Source organism: Stenotrophomonas sp. NPDC077421, assembly GCF_049545505.1.
Taxonomy (GTDB): domain Bacteria; phylum Pseudomonadota; class Gammaproteobacteria; order Xanthomonadales; family Xanthomonadaceae; genus Stenotrophomonas; species Stenotrophomonas nematodicola.
Genome location: NZ_JBMWDP010000017.1, coordinates 45,464 through 66,966, shown reverse-complemented (window position 1 = coordinate 66,966; position 21,503 = coordinate 45,464). Strand labels below are relative to the sequence as shown.

Here is a 21,503-nt window from a genome sequence, read left to right as displayed (position 1 = left end):
GCTCGCGCTTAGAAGTAGAAACCGATGTTGAGGTTGAGTCGGCTATGCCAGCGCGAAGGGCTGCCGTCGTCGATTCCGATGCCGTCGCCCCCGGCAAACCACATGTTCTTGCCTGCAATCCAGTCCACGTACGTGAGCATGATCCCCTTCTGCAGGCTGCATCCGGTGACGTTCTGCCATGACTCCCTCACGCCCTGGCTGCGTCCTGACGGGCGTGTCATGCTCAGATTGTTGTAGCAGGTGATGTCATCGAGCCACTGCCGCGCACCGAAGGAGTAGGCCATGTTCGCGCTGGGGACATCGGCTTCCGACGCGATTTCGAAAGGCGCAAGGAACGCGGACATCGCAATCCGGTCTCCTGGCACGCTGTATCGGTAGCGAGCCCACTGCAACTGCGTTGTCCAGCCATCCCGTTTCCACTGGGCATGCAGCGCCGCACCCTGGTGGTCATAGTGACGGCGAGTGGTGGTGTTCTGAACCTGACCGCGGAACGCAGAGGCCCCGAGCAGCAGCTCACCTTCATTCAGGGAGCTCGTGTATTCGTATCTGAAGTGAACGCGCTCACGTTCCTTGTAGGGCAGATCAGCCGTTTGTGCCACGTCGAACGAGTACCGGTCGTAGCGTGCTGCGCTCCCGTACTCATCCCCTGAGAACCAGCCGGCGGTCCAGTGATGGTCGCCATGTTTGTGGCTTACCGTCACGCCCGGATCGTAATCGTCCTCAATGCCAAGGTAATACCCTGAGCCAAACCAGAAGCTCTGTGAAACGGTTGGCAGGAGTCCGAAGGGGACCTGCTGGATGCCCGCTCTGACTTGCGTGGCATCGCCGAGATTCCACCCGGCGTAGGCATGGTGGACCGCATCAAAGCCGTCGTACCAGCGATACTGGGCGGAGAGGAAAAGCGTTCCAGCTCCAGCGTTGACGTCTGCGCGAAGCAGTTCAAGTTGCAGGCGGCTCGTGGGGCCGTAGTCCAGCCAGCCGTAATTGAACCGGACGGCGCCGCCCATATCGATAAACGGTTCACCCTGGGCGTTGGGGGCTTCTTGAGCATGGATTGTGTCTGTGGACGTTGCAGCAGCACACAGAAAAATCAGGGGAAATACCTTCACGATAGTGTCTCGTGGCCTCCATTTTGCGAACGAAAGCGTCCAAGTCTAGCGCGATAGGCTGGCCCACCCAAGCGAAAGGGACTTTCCGCAACGTGCGGGGGTGTGATCAAGCCGCCACTGGAACGCGTCGGGGCGGTATGGAATCATGATGCCCGTGAAAACGAGGGCATGGCGTAGCGGGCCACCGGTCGAGCGAGAGCAATCTGCCTGATCGAGTGCAGTTCTGATCTGGTTTCAGCTGCGATTGGGATGGAGCCATACCGGATGGTTCCGCTGGGGCTCCGTCGACCTCAATCCGGTTCCTGCGCGCCCCGAGTGACGACCGCGTGTTGCGCCCTGTGGCGCTCTACGGCAGCAATGGTTCGAAGTTTCTCGCGATCCGGAGCGAAGGCAAGGGTCTGCAAGGCGCGATCCAGCGACAGATCGGCATAGCGCTGCGCTGCTCGACGCGTGTCGGATGAGCAGTCAGCAGATAGCGCAGCGAAAGCCTTCTGGAGCCTGATACTGACCTCAAGCGATCCTGCTGCACCAGTCGACAGGGGCGCGAATACATCTTCGAACAGGTCGTCGACATCAAGTGGAGCCATATGCACAAAAGGATACTGCACCTCCTTGGCTTCGCATCCGGATGACAACGCGTCCCATCTGAGCAGCAGGCGCACGCAGGTGCCGATGACCGTAATGCATGTTCCTGGGTCATTGACGGCTGGCGACATGGCACGCACACCAATCTCGGCAAGGACGACAAGACCATAGCGCGGATCGTTCTCCATTCTGCGGGAGCCGCCGATAGTGAAGGCCGCAAGCAGTTGCGCTCTCAGCTCATCGTCGAGCGTGCCCAGAACACTGAAAAGTGCACGATTCGGGGTTGCGAAAGTGCCCGGCTGACAGGTCACATAGATGAGGAGGTGGTGTTGTTCTGCGATGGTGTTGAGGCGCTGCACATCAATGTGCTCGACGTGACCCACATCCTCAGCGAAGACATCGACCGCGTTGCCCGGAGCGACGCCGTCGTAGTGCGCAGCACCAAGGAAGGGCGCTTCTGCACGCTGCTGCATGGATTTCAAGGTGGCCTCTTTGACGAGATCGACCGTTTCGCCAAGTCGTCCAAAGCGGGAGAACTGCTCAATGGCGCGTAGAAGTGTGACGGTGATGACGAGGATGACCGCGATGGTCGCGCCAAAGAGAACAAGTCTGCCGCTGTCCCCGTAGATGCCGGTGCTCAGCGCAATGAGACCGACGATGGAGAACAGGAAGGCACCAATGAATGTGGCCAGCGTACTTTGCGCCCGCGTGTCTTCAATCAGCAGCCGGGACGCGCGCGGCGTGGCGTTGGTCGACGCTGAGCCGTACGCGGCCACCATTGTTGACAGTGCGAAGGTAGTCACCGTCAGCATTGAAGCGGCCAGGATGCCGAGGATGTTGCCGACCGAATCAGCGCCGATCCGCGTTGCGAGCCCGGTCGGAAACACGAACTTGGCGCCAGCGCCTGCCAGAGCCGTCGCGACGCCCAGCACCCCATACAGCGTGGATCGGAACCACATTCTCCTGCTGATCCTGAATAGAGTCAGCCGCCACTTGGTCATCATAGGGTACTTGCCCGGCGTGTGATGACGTCAGTATTCCAGCTGTGTGGACGTGGGCGCGTCAACGCCAAATGGCGGGGCCTGTCCCTCGTCTTTATTGCGTGTCACAACACACGTCGAAACGTTCGACGGCTTGCATGGTGGGGGCAGCCATGAGGCGCAACCCGAACAGCCAGCGGCGTGCTCGTTGTTCCACACGCTGCAGGCGGCCCTTGTTCCGGTCCTCTCGAAGACATGAGTCGCCAGAGCGCTACGCGCAGCGCTCCTGTCGCTCCCGTGCTATCGGGGTAGAACCTGTCTGGAACCGGTCTGCAAAGACAGAGCGCGAAATGTTGGATTCTGTGGCCAGCGCTTCGACGGTCCAGTCACGCCCGGGGACTCTGTGTAGGGCATCCGTGCATGCCAGCGCGTGTCTTCACGGCGTGGTCGTCAAGTCAGTCTCCATCCGAACCGCGCGGGCCTCGTCCTGCAGCCAGCGTGCAAACGCTTGCACTGGGCCGGCAGTCAAACCGATCGGTTCGGACAGCACCAGGCAGAACGTCTTGGACACCGCCTCGCCTTGCGGCCATGGCGCCACCAGCCGACCTTGCTCCAGCTCTGTCCCCACGTAGAGGCGTGGCACCAGGGCGACTCCGAGGCCGGCAAGCGCGGCTTCAATCAGCATCGCATGAAGGTCGTAGCGTGCACCCACCGCTGGATTGGCGAGGGTTATACCCACCTTCTCGGCATAGCGCTGCCAAGCATCTGGGCTTTGTCGGCGGTGCAGCCGGGGTAGCTGGTCCAGTGAGACACAAGCCTTTGCGCCCTCGATGAGCGCGGGATGGCACACCGGTACCAGCACTTCCTGCAGCAGCGGGTAAGTGCGCATACCTGTCCAGGCGGGGTGCTCGAAGTGCACGGCGGCGTCGAATCCACTGCCGGCAAGCGCGAACGGGTCAGTGCGTTCGGAAAGGTGCACGGTGATGTTCGGGTGCGCGCGGGTGAATGCGGGCAGGCGAGGGATGAGCCATCGCAACGCGAAGGTGGGCGTTACGGCAATGTCCAGGCTTGCAGCCTCCTTCGGTTGGCCCATCAGGTATTGGCTGTCCCGGTCCAAGCGGTCCAGCGACTCGCGGACCTGGGCGGCGTATCGTTCGCCATTGGGCAGGAGGCGGACGCGATTGCCGACCCGCTCAAATAGGGAGACCCCCAGGAAGGATTCCAGCCTGCCGATCTGGCGGCTGATGGCCCCCTCGGTGATGGAAAGCTCTTCCGCTGCCCGCGCAAAGCTGCCGTGGCGGGCGGCGGCCTCGAAGGCGGTCAGGGCGGTGCTGCTGGGAATCTTCCTGCGCATGGGGATTCAGCGTGATCTTTTGTCACTGAAGCATACCGAAACGTCGATCTGATGTGGGCCAACGCAGGTCTAGCATGACCGGACATCAACAAGGGGGCGCGCGCGCAAGCCGGCCCAGGAGTGTTCCCATGATCTACGCCGTTGAATGCAGCTATTCCGACTTCGCCAGCGAGGAGGAATGGAACGACTTCTACAGCCTGCACAAACTGCCTGCGCTCATCTCCGTGCGGGGGTTCCACACCTCGCAGCGCTTCAGGGCATGTGGTGCGGGGTGCCCGACCTACCTTGCACTTCACTCGATAGACGGCCTGGAGGTCCTGCAGGGGGACGAGTACGCCCGGAAGGGAGGGGGCAACTTCGCACGCTGGCAGCATCACATCACCGACTGGCATCGCAACCTGTACAGTGGCTTGGATCGGGCCCCCGCCGTCGAGCAGGGCGATTACCTGCTGGTGAGTCGCGTCGGCCCTGAGCCGATCATTGCGATGGGGATTGCCCCCGAGCCCTTGCATGCGGTTGCGCTGGATCACGCGCCCGCAGCGCTCTGGCTTGCGCGCCTTCCGGCCGGGATGGTTCCAGCCACGGAGCCCTTTCCCAGTGGGGTGCATGCGTATGCGCCCATGACAGCACAACTCAAGAGCGTGTCCGATGCAGGCCGGTCAGGGGTGGAGACGCAACCAGATGCCTAGGCTCTCGATCTACTTCACCGAGGAGCGGATGCCGGCGAAGGACAGTCTCGACGCGCTCACTGAGCGATGCGCGGTGCTGTGTACGGACGTGCTTGGTGCTGCGTTGGACAACGTCCACATCCTTTACCTGGCTGCGCGTCAGGGGCGGGGCCTTCCGGCGTCTGCGGAGCTGGCCTACCGACTGGGTCCGGAGAGAACGCCCGAGCTCATGGACGAGTTCATTCGGCAGCTCGATCTGGCCATCCAAGACCATGCAGGACTGACGGCGCGCATCCGATGCTTTGGCTACGCCAATGATTCCCTCCACGCGCGAAACTGACGAGCGGCATGAACGCATCCATCATTGAACGGGCTCCGCCCACCCTCCAGATCGGTGACTTCCTGGTCCAGGCGATCAGCGATGGCCATCTGACCGCCAGTCTGGATCTGCTCTCCCACATCGATCCGGCCGAGGCCGCGCAGCTACAGCTGAAGGCCGGGGTCAGCGACCCTTCCTCGATTCACATCAACACCTACCTGGTGCGGGGGAAGGGCCGCACGATCCTCATCGACGCCGGTGCCGGGGGGGGCAAGGGCTGCGGAGGGGAGTTGAAGGGCAATCTATTGCGAGCCTGTGTGCAGCCCACGGATGTGGATACGATCTTGCTCACGCATGCGCATCCTGATCACGTTGGCGGTCTACTCGATGCTCAAGGTCACCCCGTCTTTCCCAATGCGGAGCTGTTCATACACCCGCGCGAGCTGTCCTTCTGGGAGGACGACGGCAACCTTGCCCGCAGCAATGATCGTGCCCGGGGCAACTTCCTGCTCGCACGGCAGGTGTTCGCCGGATATCGCCGCAACTTGCGCTTGTTGGCCGAGGGCGATGTGTTGCCCGGCATCAGCATGGTCCCGCTGCCGGGCCATACGCCAGGTCACACCGGCTATCGAGTCGATTCGGAGGGCCAGACTGCCTTGATCTGGGGCGATATCGTCCATTTTCCGCATATCCAGATTGCTCGCCCCGACGTATCCATCGCATTCGACCAAGATCCGCAGCGGGCTGCGGCGGCCCGTTCAGCGCTTTTGGATATGGTCAGTGCAGATCAGTTGATGGCGGCCGGCATGCACTTGGGTGAGCTGGGGTTTGTTCGCATCCAGCGCATCGGAACAGGTTATTGCTTCACATACGCCGGATGAAGAAGGACTGGTTGTTGTAAAGGCTGCGTCCGCTTCTGGCCGAGAGCGGACACTTGGCAGATCACGTCCACGGGAGCTGAATCTTGCGCTAGCTTGTGCGACTGCATCGAACGCGCGGCAGCCCGTCAGTCGCTCAAGCTGGACTTAGACGCTAGCCGTGGCTGGTCTTCCGGCTGCAACTCAATCCGAGTTCCAGCAGCGAAGCGATTATCGCCGTACCTGTCTTCCTGGCTTCGCCTCGATATCACTGTCGCTTGTGAAAATCCCACATGCGCGGTTCAAGGGTCCAGAGGTAGTGCCGCAGCTGCACCTGGTGTATCGGCGCCTGCGTGGCGATCTCCACACGGTAAGGCACATCCCGGCTTTCCCAGGCCAGTGGCAGCTCATCCTGCGCGCTCACTTCCCGGATGACGAGTGGCAGCACCGAAAGTTGCCGGGCAGGGATTTCCTTTCCCTGGGCATCCAGCGGCACGGCCACGGTCCACAGACCGACCGAGCCCTGCTGCGACGCCCGTGCATGCACCACGGACAGCCGCGTGGGTGAAATCGACTGCAGTTCGACACCGGCGTTCACGGATGAAGCGTGGTGCAACGGGATGGTTTCTTCCGATTGCCAACGGTAGACCTCCGCCATGACCGTCGCGCGCAGCATGTGGATCCGTTCGCGTACGGACGGATCCAGACCCAGCGGCAGGCGGAACGGGAAGCCCGGCTCATGCTCTGCGGCAGTGAAGCGGTCACCCAGGTAGAGCTTCGGCAGCACGGTCTGTACGACGACATCGGCAAGGACATCGCCAGCCGCGTCCAGCGCCACCACCGGCCCCAGCTGCGCCACCAGCACGGCCTCATCGGTGCGCCCGCGCGACAACCGCGACAGCGCGCCAATAGCCAGCCCTGCCTCGCCCCCGCCTGCCGCCTGCATCCAGCTGAACCACATGTTGCGCTCTAGCGCTGGCAGTGCTTCAGAGGCGACCATGTGCGGCTGCAGTGCACCGGCGGGTACTTCGCTCAGGCTGTACATCGATGGACCGCCTTGGCGGCCGTCGAACGGCCCCCCCGCTAGCGCCTGCTGGACCTGGCCGACGTAATCCTGGTACAGGCCCAGGTCCTGCGCCATTTCCAGATGGGGCGCGTGGCGCATGGTGGCAACATGCACCTCATGGAGGCTTGCCGGTTGGCGGCCCCGCGCATCAAACGCGAGCTGCATGCGCAGTTCAATGGGCATGCCGTCGGACAGACGGACGGCGGCGCGGCCACCTCCCCGCAGGCCCTTTTCAGCCACTTTCAAGGCCAGCAGCGCCGTCTCGCTGGAAACACCCAGAACCCGTGCCTCGGCCATGAACGGGCCGTGCGGCTCGATCGTCATCGGAACGCGAACGTGCTGGCCAACATGCAAGGCCACCGGCAACCGCAGGGGCCGTAGGCCCGCCGCCTGACCCATCTGCAACTGGCGCTGGGCCAGTTGTGGATCATGCTTCTTCAAGCGCGCGAACGCGTCTGCGTCTGCACTCCGCAACGGGCTGGGCGCGCCCGTTGATGCAAGGGTGGACAGGAACCCTGCTCGCAGCACGGCGATGATATCTGCGTCCACAGTCGCACGTGGATCAAGCGCCGCCGTGCCTGCATCGCGCTCCGGCGCATCAGCGCTGCGGATCCACAGCGGCTGGAGGTGCACGCTGCCAGCCTGGGCTTCGGTGAACAGCGTGGCGCGGTGGAAGCCCACGTTGCCCGCATCGACATCAGGCGCATCGGCGTTGTGAACCGAGTGGAGGACGTAGTACAGCTCAGGATTCGCCACGGCCGCCTTCACCGCGCCGGCTGCCGCCGAGCAGCACAGCGCGACCATCATCACGTACAGCGTGGTGGTCATTACCTTCTTCATGCTTTCGTGACGTCCTTGTTTGCGCGGTGTTTGACGGCACTGCGTAGGATGGCGATATCCGCAGTGTCGACTGCAGGCCGCAGTGTATCAACCGCTGCGCCATCTTCAGTGCGTCGCCGAGCTTGATGAGCTGAGCCAAACGGGTTCCGCTTTGGTATCCGCAGGATCGCCCTGCGCCTCATTTCTCACAGCACCGGCAAGCTGGGAAGTGGAGCTGTGAGTAACGAGCTCAACCTGCCCCGATTGCGCCCGAGGACCGAGATGGCGTTTGCACCACCTCATCCGCGATGGACCCAGTCCCGCCTCCAGACGCTACACTTGCGCATGGATGTTTACCCTTCGATTGCAGCGCAGGCGTCTGCTGCGCATGGCTCTCGGTGCTGCTGCGCTTATGCCGCTGGCATGCTCGCGTGTACCTGCTGCAGCACTGGCAACTCCTGTCACGCCTGAGGTCCTGCCGTTTGGGCCGCAGATGACGCCCGATCTGTTTCTCACCGTGACCAGCCAGGAACGTGACGCCACGACGCTGGCGAGCGGCGCCAGGACCTGCACGCGATGCCACAACGTCCAACCTTATGCTCGGTCTCTTCAGTGCCTACAATGTCAGCCGTCTGCGGCTGTGGGGACGAGAGTTTCGGCCAAGCGCAGCACATCGGCAGGGAATGTCGCGTAGTCATCCAGCGGTGCGGCATGGTCGTCGCGACGGTGGATGAGCCTGACAGCCACCAATTTCTGCTCCGGGACGATGACAAGATGCTGGCCAAGATACCCGTTGGCAGCGTACGCAGCGATCGGCCCGCGCTGCACATCGAACAGATCCGTCAGCTTCAGCCCGCGACCGGTGATCTGTTCACTGTACTGCTGGGGCCAGTTGGGACCCAGTTGGTCGGCCAGAAAGGCAAGCAGTTCGGTCTTGCTGTTGAAGCTGCGCCCATCCGCTGCCAGCATGGCCTGGCTGACATCGCCAGAGACACCGCGCTCTGTCAGGCGGCTGGCTGCGTGCTCCGTCAGGCGATAGCGCTCCCATTGCGGAATGCGCCACCACAGCAGTCCCACATCCGGCGAGCGCGCACTTTCTGTGGTCAGCAGTGCCACCGAGTGTTCACTCATCAGGCGTCGCCCGCTTGGCGCCACACCACCATCGAGCATGAGCTGGCCGAGGGCAGCCAGGTCCGTGGCCGACAGCGAAAGTCCCGCCATGCCCATCGGTGTTCCGCTCTCATCCCTCATCCAAGTGTGGCCGGTGATCCCCAGTGGCTTGAACAGCGTGTCGTTGAGATACTCATCCACAGGCATGCCTGCCAGCTCCTGGACGATGCCGGACAGCAGGTTGGTGGCTTTATTGTTGTAGGCGAAGGTGGTGCCCGGGTCGGCGGCGAGTTCAGCGGCCAGCGCAAGTTTCACCAGGTTTGGTGCGCCTTCCAGCTCTGCACCGGCGTTGGGCACGTTCTGCAGGCCGGAAGTGTGGTCCAGCAGCATGCGGACCGTGATGTCGCGCTTCCTGCCCTGGCGCCACTCTGGGTAAACCGTGCTGACTGGCGTGTCGATGGAGGCGAGGCGTCCGTCATCGAGGAGCAGTCCGATGGCCAAGGCCAGTACCGACTTCGTTGCCGACATCAGATGGATGGATTCACGGATGCCACTGGCGCCGCCCTGTAGAAGCAGGCGGCCTTCTTGTTGCACAAGCACGGCATCGGAATGCGCGGCGCTGGCGTGGCGCTCGAGGGCATCCAGCGCATCGGCGGTGTTGGCCAGTACCGGCCCCACGCAACCCAGCAGCAGCGACATCACCAGCACGGTCCATTTCTTCTTCATGAGCACCTCCCTGTGGGTCGAGGGTGCTATGTTGACTACAGGTGTAGTCAATGTTCAGTGCCTTAAGTAATGCCGTCCGGCGCTGGCAGCCTTGCGATTGGATCACCTTTCTGCAGGCGATCCCAAAACCACGTGCAGCGACGTTGGCCAAGCGGCGGCTGACGAGACCTCGCAGATCATGAACTTCGACGCCACGCGGAGGCGTTGTGTGGCTGCCGAAGAGAGTGCGTGCGGGCGCGGCTGCGTGGGTACCGCCCAACGGCGTCAGCTGCCAGGGGCATTGCGGGCGCTCTTGCGAGTCATCAAGACGGCCTGCATATTCTGATCCCGGTACTGGATTCCGCTGCGGTTCGCCGAGACGATCTCTACCCGCACGCAAGCTTGGTGACTGTGTTTCTGTCCGGCTATCTGCTCGGCCGGGAGCCGAGCTTCTGGCAGCGGGTGGAGGCGTTGCGCTGGGCATCGCTTGGGACGGTTGGGGGGGGATTCGTGGTCTGCCTCGCGCTGGGTCAGCTGGGCCTGCGGTCTGATCCACCTTTGAATCTGATAGCGATGTGCTGCGGGATGCTCCACGTGTGGGGCATGCTGCCGACCCTGCTGGGGTGGGCTAAGCGGTACCTCAACCGCCCCTTCCGCCGGCTGCTTTACTGCACTGAAGCAATTTACGCATGGTACGTGCTGCACCAGAGCCTGCTGATTGCGCTGCTGTTCTGGGCGAAGCCGCTGCAGCTGGGCCCTGTGCTGGAGCTACTCCTGTTGCTTGCCAACTCCATCAGGCGTTATCACCGGCATGAAAATCTTTCGTGGAAGTACTTTCAAAGCTGACCGTCCTTGGGGCGCTGAGGATATCGCCAATATGGGCGGAATCACCACTCGCCTTCATTGGACAGACGAGCCGTACAAGTGGCATGTGAATGATGGAGAGGAGGTCTTTGCCGTCCTGAACGGTCGGGTCGAGATGCGATACAGGCTCTCGGGGGTGGAGCACAGCACGATTCTTGAAACAGGTGACGTCTTCCATGCCTCCATCGGTACAGAGCACGTTGCCCACCCAGTCGGAGAGGCAAGAGTTCTTGTCATCGAGCGTGAGGGCAGCGTCTAGTATTTTGACCGCTGCGTGTGAGGCAGCACCTTGGCACCACGCACTTTCCCTCGGCACATTCTGCACGCCGCCTGGGTGTGTCCGCGGCGCTGGCCGGAAGTGAAGGGCAGCCATCCAAATCGACGCGATCCGCTGACCAAGCACCGGATTCCTCTTTCACGCAGGAGGCGGTGATCCCCGCCTATCGCGCTCGGTCCAGCCGCGCCCGCGCTGTGGTTGCGGTGGTGGGGGAGAGCAGTGAGTCCGGATCGCGACGGATACCACGGTGGCCCGGTTCGATGCGATCCATCGACAGGGGGGCGACATCATCCTGACCGCGCAGGCCGCGACGCGGCGCCTCACCGCGTGGCTGCAGCAGGAGTCGTTCTAAAGGGCATATCCTGCCGGCTGCGTGCGCCGTATGAAAGAGCTCGGGCCTTTGGAGCGCTGACGGCGTCAGTTCGGCAGTGCGAAGCTCACACGTACACATGGGGCTGTCCTCACCTTGACAGGCCCTTGGCGCACGCCGTGGATACTTCGGCCGTCGCCACCTTGCAGGAGCTTCCAGCCATGAGTGCCCGGTTACATGCAGCGCCGAAAGTCGTCCGTCTGGAGGCTCTGCCGCTGGATGGCGGCGAGTCGGTGGTGGTGGTTGAACTGAACTGCGTGCCGGGGCGCGGCTGGGCCAAGGCATTGAAGCGGGTCCTGGCGGATACGGAAGGTCTCGAGTCCACGCAGCTGCGATGCGATGGCCGCTTCGCCTACTTCATCGGCGTGGACCTGGACCAGCGCGGTACCACGCAGCGCATCAACCAGGCCCTGGCCGCCGCCAGCGAGCGGACGGGGGCCGGCCCGCCTGCGATGGCGCCTGCCGGTGCCATGCCCGCTGCGGCCATAGCCGCTCCGCCGGCCTGAGCGGGCGTCCGCTACGCGCGCCCGGACGCAATAGCAGTCATCTGGTATCGCTGACACCTGTCACTTGTTCAGGTAGGCCGGTCCGTCAATAGTGAGGGCCACCACCGCCCTCCGTGCGGCCACTCACTGATAGGACCTCCCGTGACCCAGCTGCAGCCCATCCTCTCGCACACCCCGATCTGGGTCTGGGTGATCCTTGCGTATCTCATCACCCGCGGCGTCGCGGCCATGCGGCCGGGACAGACCTCCCTGCGTAGGCTGGCGATCGTCCCGGCCCTGTTCATGGTGTGGGGCATCTGGTCGATCAGCCACCGCTACGGCGGTTCGCTGGTGGCGTGGAGCGAGTGGCTCGCCGGCATCTGTGCAGGTGCGATGCTTGGCTGGGTGCTGCTGCGCCGGGCGACGCTGACGGTTGATGAGGCAACGGGCCAGCTGTGGCGCAGTGCGGACTACAGCCTGCTGCCGCTGCTGCTGGTCACGTTCCTGGTGAAGTACGGGTTCGAGGTGGCGCTTGCGGTGTCGCCTGCGCTCAGTGCCAACGGCAACTTCAGTGCCGCGTATCTGCTGCTGTCTGGTGGGTTCACCGGCATCTTCGTTGGCAAGTACTTGCGGTATCTGTCGGTGCTGCGCAGGGGCATGCCCAGCAATCTGGGCCCGGTGCACTGAGGTAGGGAGGGGCTTGGGCGGTTGCAGGCTCCCGTTGACCTGCCGGCCCGTGAGGGTGTCTGCTTCTGGCCGGAAACGTTCGCTGGCAGGAAAGGAGGCGGGGCGTGCTGGCGCAAAGAGGTTGACGGTCCTCAAGCACGGCCGTTGACCTACTCCAGGTTGTCGTCACGTTCGTACCCGGCCGGGAGCTCCAGCGCGTGGCGTTTGAGCATGGCGTGGATGTGCGCGTGCGCCTGGTCCCGCTCCGCATGCTCGCATTGGTCCAGAATCTCTGCCGCCAACGCTTCAAACTGCGGCCAGAACTGCGCCGGATGCCGCACCTGATCCAACCAGTGGACCAGCATGTCGCCCAGCGCATCAAGTTGTACCTGTATTTCGGGGCGCAGGCTCATGTGGGGGCCGCCCCCAGGTCAAGCGTGACACGGTAATGATGACCGTCATCGCGGAGCAGCACGGTCAGGTCCGGCTGCGGGATCCCGTCCACCTGCAGCGTAGGCTGACCCTGTGCACTGCGGGTCACCACGAACTCGTAGAAGCTTCGGCCGAAGCGGTAGCTCAGTTCGAATGACGGCCAGTGATCGGGCAGGCACGGTGCAAGCGACAGACGATCGCCCTGGCGGCGTATGCCGAGCAGGGATTCGACCAGCAGGCGATACATCCACCCGGCCGAGCCGGTGTACCACGTCCAGCCGCCTCGCCCGACGTGCGGCGACACGGCGTATACATCGGCCGCCAACACGTAGGGTTCGACGCGGTAGGTCTGCACCGCTGCCGGGTCTCGGGTGTGATTGAGAGGGTTGATCATGCCGGCCAGCTCCCAGGCGCGCACCGCATCTCCCTGTTGTGCGAATGCCATCGCCGCCCACACTGCCGCGTGGGTGTACTGCCCACCATTCTCACGCACACCCGGGACGTACCCGCGGATGTAGCCAGGGTCCTCCGTCGTCTTGTCAAAGGGCGGGTCGAGGAGCTGGATCAGCTTGGCATCCTTCCGCACCAGATGCGTATAGAGCGAATCCAATGCCTGGCGGGCACGCTCTGGCGCGGCAACGCCGGACAGCACCGACCAGCTCTGGGATATCGAATCGATTCGGCATTCCCGGTTCTCTGCCGAGCCCAGGGCGGCGCCGTTGTCGAACCAGGCGCGGCGATACCATGCCCCGTCCCAGGCGTGGTGTTCCAGATTCCGGCGCAGGCTCTCGGCCTGCCGCTGGCACCACTGTGCGCGGGTGGCGTCGCCACGCGCGTCGGCCAGCACAGCAAAGCGGCGAAGCGTGTCATGGAGGAAGAATCCGAGCCATACGCTTTCACCGCGCTGCTGGTCGCCGACACGGTTCATGCCGTCGTTCCAATCGCCGCTGCCCATCAACGGGAGACCGCGCTCGCCGAGCAACCGGCAACCGCGGTCGAGCGCGACGATGCAGTGGGCATACAGAGTGCCGCGCTGCACCGACGGTGTGGGCATGTCGTAATACCCTTCCTCTTCCGGTGTCACCGCACGACCTTCGATGAAGCCGACCACTTCATCCAGCACGCTGGCGTCGCCAGTGACCTCCAGGTAGCGGCATGCGCCCTGGGGCAGCCAGAGATAGTCGTCGGAGCAGCGGGTGCGCACGCCGCGACCTTGCGGGGGGTGCCACCAGTGCATCACATCCCCTTCGGTGAACTGGTGTGCAGCGCAGAGCAGCAGGTGCTCGCGGGTCAGATCCGGGCGAGCGTGCACGAGCGCGAGCGCGTCCTGCAGTTGGTCGCGGAAGCCGAATGCACCGCCGGATTGATAGTAGCCGCTGCGTCCCAGGTAGCGGCAGCCCAGGGTCTGGTAGACCAGCCAGCCGTTGGCCAGCGCGTCCAATGCCGGGTCGGGCGTGCGCACCTGCACCGTGGCCAGCACGTTGCGCCAGTGGATGCGCACTGCGTCCAGCGCATCGATTGCCTCATGGGCGCCCTGGCGGCTGTGTGCCAACGCGAGCGTTTCCTCGCGGTCGCGCCCCGCGCCAAGGCGGAACGTCGTTTCACTCCGGTCGCCCGGCCCCAGCGTGAGTGGCACCTGGATCGCCGCGCAGGGGTCGAGGCCCGCACCGATCCGCCCATCCAGACGTTCGCGACGCAACGCCGCCGGCGCATGCAGGCTGCCGTTGCGGCCGATGAACTCCAGGCGATCACAGGTCCAGCCGCAGCCTTCTGCATCGGTGTCGAAAAACGCCACCCGGCCGCCGAACTCGGTGCTGTAGCTGTTGCGCGCCAGCAGCGCGCCGGTCTGCGGGTCGCGTTCGGTGACCACGTGCATGCGTGACTTTGTGCGCAGGTCTCCCATGACCCATTCAACGTAGCCGATGGCCGACAGCCGCCGTGGCCGGCCCGAGAGGTTGTGCAGACGCAGGACCGAGAACTTGAGGGGCGCGGTGACGTCGACGAACACCCACAATTCGCTGACGATACCGTCTTCGCTGTGCTCGTAGACCGTGTAGCCGAATCCATGACGCGTGCGGTACGCACCGGTGCCCCTGCACGGCAGCGGCATCGGTGACCAGACACGGCCGGTCTCCTCGTCGCGCAGGTAGAAGGCCTCGCCGCCCGTGTCGGACACCGGATCATTGAGCCAGGGCGTCAAGCGGAATTCGTGTGCATTCTCAAACCAGGTGTAGCCCGGCGCACTCTCGCTGACGACCGTGCCCAGGCGGGCGTTCGCGATCACGTTGGCCCACGGCGCCGGCGTCGGGGCACCTTCGCGCACCACCACGACGTACTCGCGGCCGTCCTCGCTGAAACTGCCGGTACCGTTGTCGAACTGGCCGGTGCCGCGGTACGGAAGGAAGGGCCACGGGTCGTCCACCTCTTCATCCTGCTCGGGACCCGGGGGCATCCCGGGCTCGGGTCCGGCCCCGGCGATGGCGGGGTGCCCGGGCGTCGCCTCCATCGACAACGCCAGTTCCTGCTGCTCCACCTGCGGCACCAGGGGCGGGATGCGGCGGGCAGGCAGGGGCTGGCGGCCCACCTGCGCGACCAGCGTGCCGTCCTCGTCGCTGATGACCACGCGGGCGACCGCCTGCAGCAGAATGCGGTCCTCATGACTCATGTTCTGCACGGGCCGGACGAAAATACCGCCCGGGCGATCGAGCAGGCCGGTCTCCGAACTGGCCGCCACCATTCCCAGAATCTGGTCCTGCAGTTCCTGCCGATAGCCGGCCTTGCTGTCGTTCCAGATCACCAGATCGGTGTGAAGTCCCTTCTGGCGCCAGTACGCATGCGCCTGCACCAGTTGCCTGACCAGTTCCACGTTCTCCACGTCGGTGACCTTGAGCAGGACGATGGGCAGGTCGCCCGAGATGGCATGGCCCCACAGCCCGGACTGGCCTCGCTGGTTCTGCTGGAGGACGCCGGTGCCGGCGCGCAGCAGCGCATTGGCGTACAACACGTGGCCGGCCAAGCGTTCGTACAGGGATGCTTCGGCCTGGCTTGCGTTGATCTGCCGGCGCACCACCTGGCTGTGCGTCCAGGCCAGGTCGAAGACGCGGTCGGCCAGGCGACGATCACGGTACTTGTCCACCAGCGCCTCGCAACCGGGGCGGTCGGCGCCGATGCCATACACCATGTCCAGCTGCACGGTCTGCTCGGGCTCAAGCACGACACGCACGCGGATTGCCACGATCGGGTCCAGCACCGAGCCGTCAGTGCCGGAGAGGTCGGTATCGGTAGTCAGCGCCTGCGGCGCCCGCGGGGTGTTACCACGCCCCAGGAAGCGCGCACGGTCGGTTTCGTAGGAGATCGCCACCACCTCCGCATCATGCACCGCGACCAGATGGAACATCCACGGTGGCACCTCGTCGTGCGAGCGTGGTCGGCGGGTGCACAGCACGGCCTGCTTGGCGGCCAGGATCTCACTCTGCACGAAGAGGTTGCTGAAGGCCGGGTGGGCGTCGTCGGACGCTGCAGGTGCCAGCACCACTTCGGCATAGGTGGTGATCTCCACCGTGCGCGGGCGACGGCTGCGGTTGGTCAGGCGCAGGCGCCTGAGTTCGATGTCGTCCTCGGCGGAGATGGCCACCTGCAGGTGGCTCTCGCAGCTGCGGCGCACACCGCGGAACTCTGCCTTGGCGTCGGAGAAGATCGCCTCGTAGTTGTCCATCGGCACGCAGGTGGGCTGATATGCAGCCGACCAGAACTCGCCGCTGTCCACATCGCGCAGATAGCAGAAGGTACCCCAGGCATCGGTAGTGCCGTCTTCGCGCCAACGGGTGAGCGACAGATCGCCGTGGCGACTGTACCCGCCGCCGGCATGGGTCAGCATGCCGTGGTAGCGACCGTTGGACAGCAGCTGCACTTCCGGACGCGGGCCGCCCGGGTCGCGCAGGACGCGCAGGGCCGTCTCGTGTTCGGCCAGGGCGGAGTGCTCGCCCAGGGCTTCGACCTCATGTGGATGGAATACGCCGATGCGCGGGATGCGCTCCTGCAGCAGCAGCAAGGTGGCCTGGAACTCGACGTCGGCAACGAAGCGGCGCTGCATCGGCTGGTCGCGCAACAGGTAATCCAACGACAGCAGCCCCATGCCCTGATGGTGGGCCATGAACGAACGCAGCAGAACGTGATCCTGTCCCGGCGGCACCCGGGCAGGCGTGTAGTCGATGGCTTCGTACATACCGAAGCGGCCGGAGAACCCCAATGCGTCCAGGGCCTGCAGGTTCTGGCACGCCGCCTCCGGCGCCACCATCAGCGCCATCATGCTGGCATAGGGGGCGATGACCCGATCCTGACCCAGACCGCGCTTGAGCCCCAATCCTGGCACTCCGAACGCGCGGTACTGGTAGTTCAGGCGGGCATCGACGGCGTTGTAGCCCGACTCGGACACGCCCCACGGCAGGTTCAGGGTGCGCCCGTAGACGATCTGTGCCTCGACCGCATGCCGCGTCGTCTGGTCGAGCAGCGTGTCCGGATAGCTCGGCATCACCAGCTGCGGCATGAGGTACTCGAACATCGAGCCACTCCATGACAACAGCGTGGGCGTGCCGTTGACCTCGGTGAGCATCCGGCCAAGCGCGAACCAGCTCTCCTGCGCCAACTGGCCTTGGGCGATGGCGACGAAGGCGCACAGCCGCGCTTCGGAGGCCAGCAGGTCGTAGAAGCTGTTGTCGAGGCGGTGGTCGTCGACGTTGTAACCGATCGACAGCAGGTTGCGGGTCCGGTAGAACAGGAACCCGTATTCCATCAGCGAGAACTGTCCGGCGCGGTGTGCCAGGTCCTGCAGCTGCTCGATGCGCGCGCGTGCATCCGCACCGGCCGTACCGGGCAGGCCGGCCAGTTGGCGCAGGCTGGGCAGCGGCGCGTCGCTGTCCGCGCCGGCATCGGCAGGGATGCCGGCCAGTGAGGCGTGGGCGGCATGGCATTCGGCAGCGAACAGGGCTGGCCAGTGCAGCGTGCCGTCCTCGGGCGATGGCGGTTCCGGCCACTGCACCAGCACCGCGTCGGCCAGACCGGCCAGTTCCTGCAATCGGCCGAGCACCTGCGCCGGCCCGCGGGGCGGGTCGATACGCGTTGACGCCAGGCGCTGGCGAAGGTGGTTGAGGGCGTCGCCCAGGGGCGCGTCATCGGGGCGATGGCGCTGCCGTTCCTCTTCCAGCACGGCGAGCGTATCGGCCAGGCCGTCGAACGTGTGCGGCGCCAACACCGGCGCGTCCACCAGTGCGAGCAGGCCTTGGCGTAGCGTAAGCAGGTGGCCGGCAAGGTTGCCGCTGTCCACGGTGGAGACGTAGCGTGGCGGCAGCGGCGCCAGGGTTTCGGTGTCGTACCAGTTCAGGAAGTGACCGCGATGGCGCGGCAGCTGGTCCAGCGTATCGAACGTGCGGGCTGTCCGTTCCGCCACTGCGTCCTGCTGGAGATAGCCGAAATCCCACGCAGACAGGTTGGCCAGCAGGGACAGGCCGATGTTGGTCGGCGAGGTGCGTCGCGCCACCACCAGCGCGGGATGCTCCTGGATGTTGTCTGGCGGCAACCAATGATCCTGTTCGCGCACCCACGCCTGGAAGAATGACCAGGTACGCCGCGCCAGCCGGCCAAGAAACGCCCGCTGGCTGACCGACAGTTCCGCCACGCTCGCGACCGGCGGCCGACCCAGCCACGCCATCAACGCAGGCGCGAAGGTCCATGCCACCAGCAAGGGCAGGGCCAGCGGCAGTGCCTGCGGACGCACGCTGGCCACGACAGCCGTCAGCGCGAGCGCCAGCAGCGATGCCGGCGCCATCACCCGCCATTCCGCGCTGCGGTCGCCGCCAAGGCGGCGCTCGACTTCGCTGGAGGGGTTCCATTGCAGCAGATACCGGCGTGTGATGGCCATGCGCCAGAGCGTGCGCAGCACCGCGCCACTGGCCAGCAACGCTTCGTAGGGAAGACACGCGACCTGGGTGGACGCGCGCAGCAACGACTGCAGCGTTCCGCGCCCCACCTTGATGTAGTGGGCTTCCAGCGGCGTGTCCTCAGGAACGCTCAGCGCATCGCGCAGCATGCCGATCAATGGCGGCGCAAACCACAGCGCGAGCACCCACGCCGTCCATATGGACGGATGTTCGGCACACAGCCAGCCGGCCACCAGCAAGGCCAGGGCAGCGATCGGCACCAGGCTCCGGCGCAGGTTGTCCAGCAGCTTGCCGCGTGACAGCAGACTGAGCCGGTTGCGTTCCCATCCAGATGCCGGCCGCGGTGTCCACGGCAACAACCAGGGCAACAGCTGCCAGTCGCCGCGGATCCAGCGCGCCCGGCGCTTGGCATCGGCAACGTAGCGCTCGGGATAGTCTTCGTACAGGCGCACGTCGCTGACCAGGCCTGCGCGTGCATAGCAGCCTTCCAGCAGGTCGTGGCTGAGGATGCTGTTCTCGGGCAGGCGGCCCTCGAGCGCATGCTCGAAGGCCTCGACGTCATAGATGCCCTTGCCCACGAACGAACCTTCGTCGAACAGGTCCTGGTAGACGTCCGAAACCATGCGCGTGTACGGATCGATGCCGGGCTCGCTGCCGAACATCCTGGCGAAACGCGAGGTGCGCCGCCTGCCCAGGCTGGTGCCGACGCTGGGCTGCAGGATGCCGTAACCCTCCACCACGCGTTGCAGCGTCGGATCGAAGCGCGGGCGGTTGAGCGGGTGCGCCAACGTGGCGACGAATGCGCGTGCAGCATCGCGTGGAAGCTGCGTGTCCGCATCCAGCGTGATCACGTAGCGGATGCCGACCAGGGCAGCCGTGTCACCGACGATGCGCATGAATGCGGCCGCGTTGCCGCGGCGGAGCAGGGCATTGAGCGCTGCCAGCTTGCCGCGCTTGCGCTCGTGCCCCATCCATACCCGTTCGCCCGGGTTCCATTGCCTGGGGCGGTGCAGGAGGTAGAAGCGATCACCGTGTTCCGACACGTAACGGCGGTTCAGTTCCTCTATCCGCGCCACGGCGTGCGCAAGCAGGGTGTCGTCCATCGATGTGGTGGCTGCTGCGGCGTCGAGAAAGTCCGTCAGCAGGACAAAGCGCAGGTGAGGATCGCGGTTGGCCAGGAAGCGGACTTCCAGTGCCTCGCTCAGAACGTCGATCCCGTCGATGCTGGACAGCATCGACGGGACCGCGACCACGGTGGCGCAGGATGCAGGGATGCCCTCGCTGAAATCGAGTTTCGGAAGCGGCCTGGGGGTGACCAGCACCGTCGCGGTCCAGTTCACCAGGACGATGCCCAGCTCGCTGAACACCAGCAGCCCGAGCAGCGCGGCCAGCCAGGCCGGCACCGCGCCGCTGCCGGCGGCCAACAGGCCCGCGGTGGCCAGCACCGCCAGCAGCGTGATCGGCAGCAGGTACAGCGCAAGCGGCACGCGATGCGCCAGTGGCCGTGCCTTGCGGTGGCGCGGCGCTGTCTGCGCCACCGCCTCAGCGGTGGTGTGCAGGCCTTCACCGACGAGCCAGTAGCCCACGTGCGTGCGTGGCCCATCAGGCGGTCCAGCCGCCCGTGCCAGGTCCAGCGCGATGGTCGCAACACGCTCCTCCGCCACGCGGCTGCCGCGGGCGATCTTCTCCACCACGTGACGGTAGGCGTCGCGGGTGCCGAAATCCATCTGCGCATAGACGGCCATCGGGTCTTCCCGCAGCCGCTGCTCGACCACGCTCATGTCTTCGACAAAGATGCGCCAATCCATCGTGGAGAGAAAGCGCAGGCTGCCGATGCTGTTGCCGATGGAGACCTGGTCGGCCGCCTGCTGCTGCCCCTCGGCGGCGACCAGTTCGTCGATGCGCTGACCGGCTGCGCCTGCCCACTGTTCCAGCCAGGCGATGGGCATGGCCCATGCGCCACCGCGCCCCAGCAGCGAGCGGGTCAGCTCGGCGATGAACGCGCCGGTCAAGGGGGGCGCGGACCGTGCCATGTCGGCCACCACCAGGACCACATCGGTGGGCGTGTCGGACGCCGCCCGATTGAGGCTCTCAGCCCATTGCGCCGCCAGGCGACGGTCAGTGCCATCGCGCATCACCCGCGCCGCCATGCGCCGCAGGTTCTCCAGCAGTGCCAGGCGCAGCATGATGGGAACGGCCCACAGTTCGCCCAGGCTCAGGGGCGCGAGCGACTGGTACGAGGCAATGAAACGGCCCAGCGTGTCGGCGTCGATGCGGCCATCGCCGTGCGCGATGGCCTGCATCGACAGTTCATACACGCGCGGCAACCCGGCCGATGGCCCCGAGGCCAGTGAAGGCAATTGCCGGCTGTAGCCGCGCGGCAGGTGACGCCGCGCGGTCTGGATCTGTTCTTCGATCAGGTAGTAGTTGTCGAGTAGCCATTCCCCGGCCGGGGTGACCGGGCGCTGTTCGCGCACCACGCTGCTGAGCAGCGTGTTGGCGTCTTCCAGGACACGCTCGTTGGCCTGCAGTCGATCAAGCAGGCGCTCCGGGCCAGGTCGCATCCTCACGCGATGCTGGCGCGCGAGGGCGCGGCCATACACCTCCATCTGTTCAACGCTGTACAGCGCGGCACGCAGTGGGCCCTCGGTGGCCTCGATGGCCGGGGCCGACGCCTGGCGTTCGCGCCAGCGCCAACGTACGCGACGACGCAGGCGCAGCCAACGGCCGAAAAGACGAGGAAAGTGGGGCATAGGTTACCGGGGAGGCAGGTCGCGTCATGCATAGTTGCATTGGTGCTGCCGTGGTAGCTGTGAAGGTCCGGTCCGGTTGGCCGTCCTGCGGCGCAAACGAGGCCTGGCTACCCCGTTGGTCCCGTTCACGTTGCGCGGGAGCGTCTCC

Annotated in this window: 14 protein-coding genes; 7 read left to right on the top strand and 7 right to left on the bottom strand. The window is 65.0% G+C overall.

Translation table 11 applies throughout. The features are described 5' to 3' along the window. Positions 1 to 8: 8 nt before the first annotated feature. The 3 genes from ACPEH1_RS11245 to ACPEH1_RS11235 form a co-directional block, all read right to left on the bottom strand. Positions 9 to 1,109, bottom strand: coding sequence for a hypothetical protein (locus ACPEH1_RS11245; RefSeq protein WP_423715789.1), 1,101 nt, complete (start codon positions 1,107 to 1,109; stop codon positions 9 to 11). Positions 1,110 to 1,399: 290 nt separating this feature from the next. Beyond that, a complete protein-coding gene (locus tag ACPEH1_RS11240; RefSeq protein WP_423715788.1) occupies positions 1,400 to 2,698 on the bottom strand; it encodes a DUF2254 domain-containing protein in 1,299 nt (432 codons plus the stop codon). 412 nt (positions 2,699 to 3,110) lie between these two features. Next, positions 3,111 to 4,028 carry a LysR substrate-binding domain-containing protein gene (locus tag ACPEH1_RS11235; RefSeq protein ID WP_423715787.1) on the bottom strand — a complete coding sequence of 306 codons (918 nt, stop codon included), beginning with the start codon at positions 4,026 to 4,028 and terminating at the stop codon, positions 3,111 to 3,113. A gap of 128 nt (positions 4,029 to 4,156) precedes the next feature. Between ACPEH1_RS11235 and ACPEH1_RS11230 the strand changes: the two genes are divergently transcribed. The 3 genes from ACPEH1_RS11230 to ACPEH1_RS11220 are packed head-to-tail and all read left to right on the top strand — an operon-like array spanning position 4,157 to position 5,896. After that, positions 4,157 to 4,717, top strand: a complete 561-nt coding sequence (locus tag ACPEH1_RS11230) for a hypothetical protein (RefSeq protein WP_423715786.1) — start codon at positions 4,157 to 4,159, stop codon at positions 4,715 to 4,717. Beyond that, positions 4,710 to 5,036 carry a hypothetical protein gene (locus ACPEH1_RS11225; protein WP_423715785.1) on the top strand — a complete coding sequence of 109 codons (327 nt, stop codon included), beginning with the start codon at positions 4,710 to 4,712 and terminating at the stop codon, positions 5,034 to 5,036. The genes ACPEH1_RS11230 and ACPEH1_RS11225 overlap by 8 nt, the downstream gene beginning before the upstream one ends. A gap of 8 nt (positions 5,037 to 5,044) precedes the next feature. Further along, positions 5,045 to 5,896, top strand: a complete 852-nt coding sequence (locus ACPEH1_RS11220) for an MBL fold metallo-hydrolase (protein WP_423715784.1) — start codon at positions 5,045 to 5,047, stop codon at positions 5,894 to 5,896. A 244-nt stretch (positions 5,897 to 6,140) separates the two neighbouring features. On the opposite strand, the gene ACPEH1_RS11215 is transcribed toward ACPEH1_RS11220, so the two are convergent. Continuing rightward, complete coding sequence (locus ACPEH1_RS11215; protein ID WP_423715783.1) at positions 6,141 to 7,778, bottom strand: hypothetical protein; 1,638 nt, start codon at positions 7,776 to 7,778, stop codon at positions 6,141 to 6,143. A gap of 603 nt (positions 7,779 to 8,381) precedes the next feature. Beyond that, positions 8,382 to 9,593 (bottom strand): serine hydrolase domain-containing protein, encoded by a 1,212-nt coding sequence (locus ACPEH1_RS11210; RefSeq protein ID WP_423715782.1) that lies wholly within the window; start codon positions 9,591 to 9,593, stop codon positions 8,382 to 8,384. Between the two features lie 384 nt (positions 9,594 to 9,977). Between ACPEH1_RS11210 and ACPEH1_RS11205 the strand changes: the two genes are divergently transcribed. From ACPEH1_RS11205 to ACPEH1_RS11190, 4 genes are all read left to right on the top strand, one after another. Next, the gene (locus tag ACPEH1_RS11205) at positions 9,978 to 10,418 is read left to right on the top strand and encodes a hypothetical protein (protein WP_423715781.1); all 441 of its coding nucleotides are present in this window, start codon (positions 9,978 to 9,980) and stop codon (positions 10,416 to 10,418) included. Continuing rightward, positions 10,384 to 10,695 (top strand): cupin, encoded by a 312-nt coding sequence (locus ACPEH1_RS11200; protein ID WP_026070628.1) that lies wholly within the window; start codon positions 10,384 to 10,386, stop codon positions 10,693 to 10,695. The genes ACPEH1_RS11205 and ACPEH1_RS11200 overlap by 35 nt, the downstream gene beginning before the upstream one ends. Before the next feature lie 549 nt (positions 10,696 to 11,244). Continuing rightward, entirely contained in the window at positions 11,245 to 11,589 is a 345-nt protein-coding gene (locus tag ACPEH1_RS11195; protein ID WP_017355096.1) for a hypothetical protein, read from the top strand. A gap of 141 nt (positions 11,590 to 11,730) precedes the next feature. Next, positions 11,731 to 12,255 carry a DUF6622 family protein gene (locus tag ACPEH1_RS11190; protein ID WP_312710520.1) on the top strand — a complete coding sequence of 175 codons (525 nt, stop codon included), beginning with the start codon at positions 11,731 to 11,733 and terminating at the stop codon, positions 12,253 to 12,255. A 149-nt stretch (positions 12,256 to 12,404) separates the two neighbouring features. Here ACPEH1_RS11190 and ACPEH1_RS11185 read toward each other — a convergent pair whose 3' ends face one another. Then, positions 12,405 to 12,647, bottom strand: coding sequence for a hypothetical protein (locus ACPEH1_RS11185; RefSeq protein WP_017355098.1), 243 nt, complete (start codon positions 12,645 to 12,647; stop codon positions 12,405 to 12,407). Then, positions 12,644 to 21,355, bottom strand: coding sequence for a GH36-type glycosyl hydrolase domain-containing protein (locus ACPEH1_RS11180; protein WP_423715780.1), 8,712 nt, complete (start codon positions 21,353 to 21,355; stop codon positions 12,644 to 12,646). The genes ACPEH1_RS11185 and ACPEH1_RS11180 overlap by 4 nt, the downstream gene beginning before the upstream one ends. Positions 21,356 to 21,503 lie beyond the last annotated feature (148 nt).

Excerpts from the sequence above, each read along its gene's own strand:
- ACPEH1_RS11240 (WP_423715788.1), bottom strand. The coding sequence starts at position 2,698 with ATGATGACCAAGTGGCGGCTGACTCTATTCAGGATCAGCAGGAGAATG.
- ACPEH1_RS11235 (WP_423715787.1), bottom strand. The coding sequence starts at position 4,028 with ATGCGCAGGAAGATTCCCAGCAGCACCGCCCTGACCGCCTTCGAGGCC.
- ACPEH1_RS11230 (WP_423715786.1), top strand. The coding sequence starts at position 4,157 with ATGATCTACGCCGTTGAATGCAGCTATTCCGACTTCGCCAGCGAGGAG.
- ACPEH1_RS11225 (WP_423715785.1), top strand. The coding sequence starts at position 4,710 with ATGCCTAGGCTCTCGATCTACTTCACCGAGGAGCGGATGCCGGCGAAG.
- ACPEH1_RS11220 (WP_423715784.1), top strand. The coding sequence starts at position 5,045 with ATGAACGCATCCATCATTGAACGGGCTCCGCCCACCCTCCAGATCGGT.
- ACPEH1_RS11215 (WP_423715783.1), bottom strand. The coding sequence starts at position 7,778 with ATGAAGAAGGTAATGACCACCACGCTGTACGTGATGATGGTCGCGCTG.
- ACPEH1_RS11210 (WP_423715782.1), bottom strand. The coding sequence starts at position 9,593 with ATGAAGAAGAAATGGACCGTGCTGGTGATGTCGCTGCTGCTGGGTTGC.
- ACPEH1_RS11200 (WP_026070628.1), top strand. The coding sequence starts at position 10,384 with ATGAAAATCTTTCGTGGAAGTACTTTCAAAGCTGACCGTCCTTGGGGC.
- ACPEH1_RS11195 (WP_017355096.1), top strand. The coding sequence starts at position 11,245 with ATGAGTGCCCGGTTACATGCAGCGCCGAAAGTCGTCCGTCTGGAGGCT.
- ACPEH1_RS11185 (WP_017355098.1), bottom strand. The coding sequence starts at position 12,647 with ATGAGCCTGCGCCCCGAAATACAGGTACAACTTGATGCGCTGGGCGAC.
- ACPEH1_RS11180 (WP_423715780.1), bottom strand. The coding sequence starts at position 21,355 with ATGCCCCACTTTCCTCGTCTTTTCGGCCGTTGGCTGCGCCTGCGTCGT.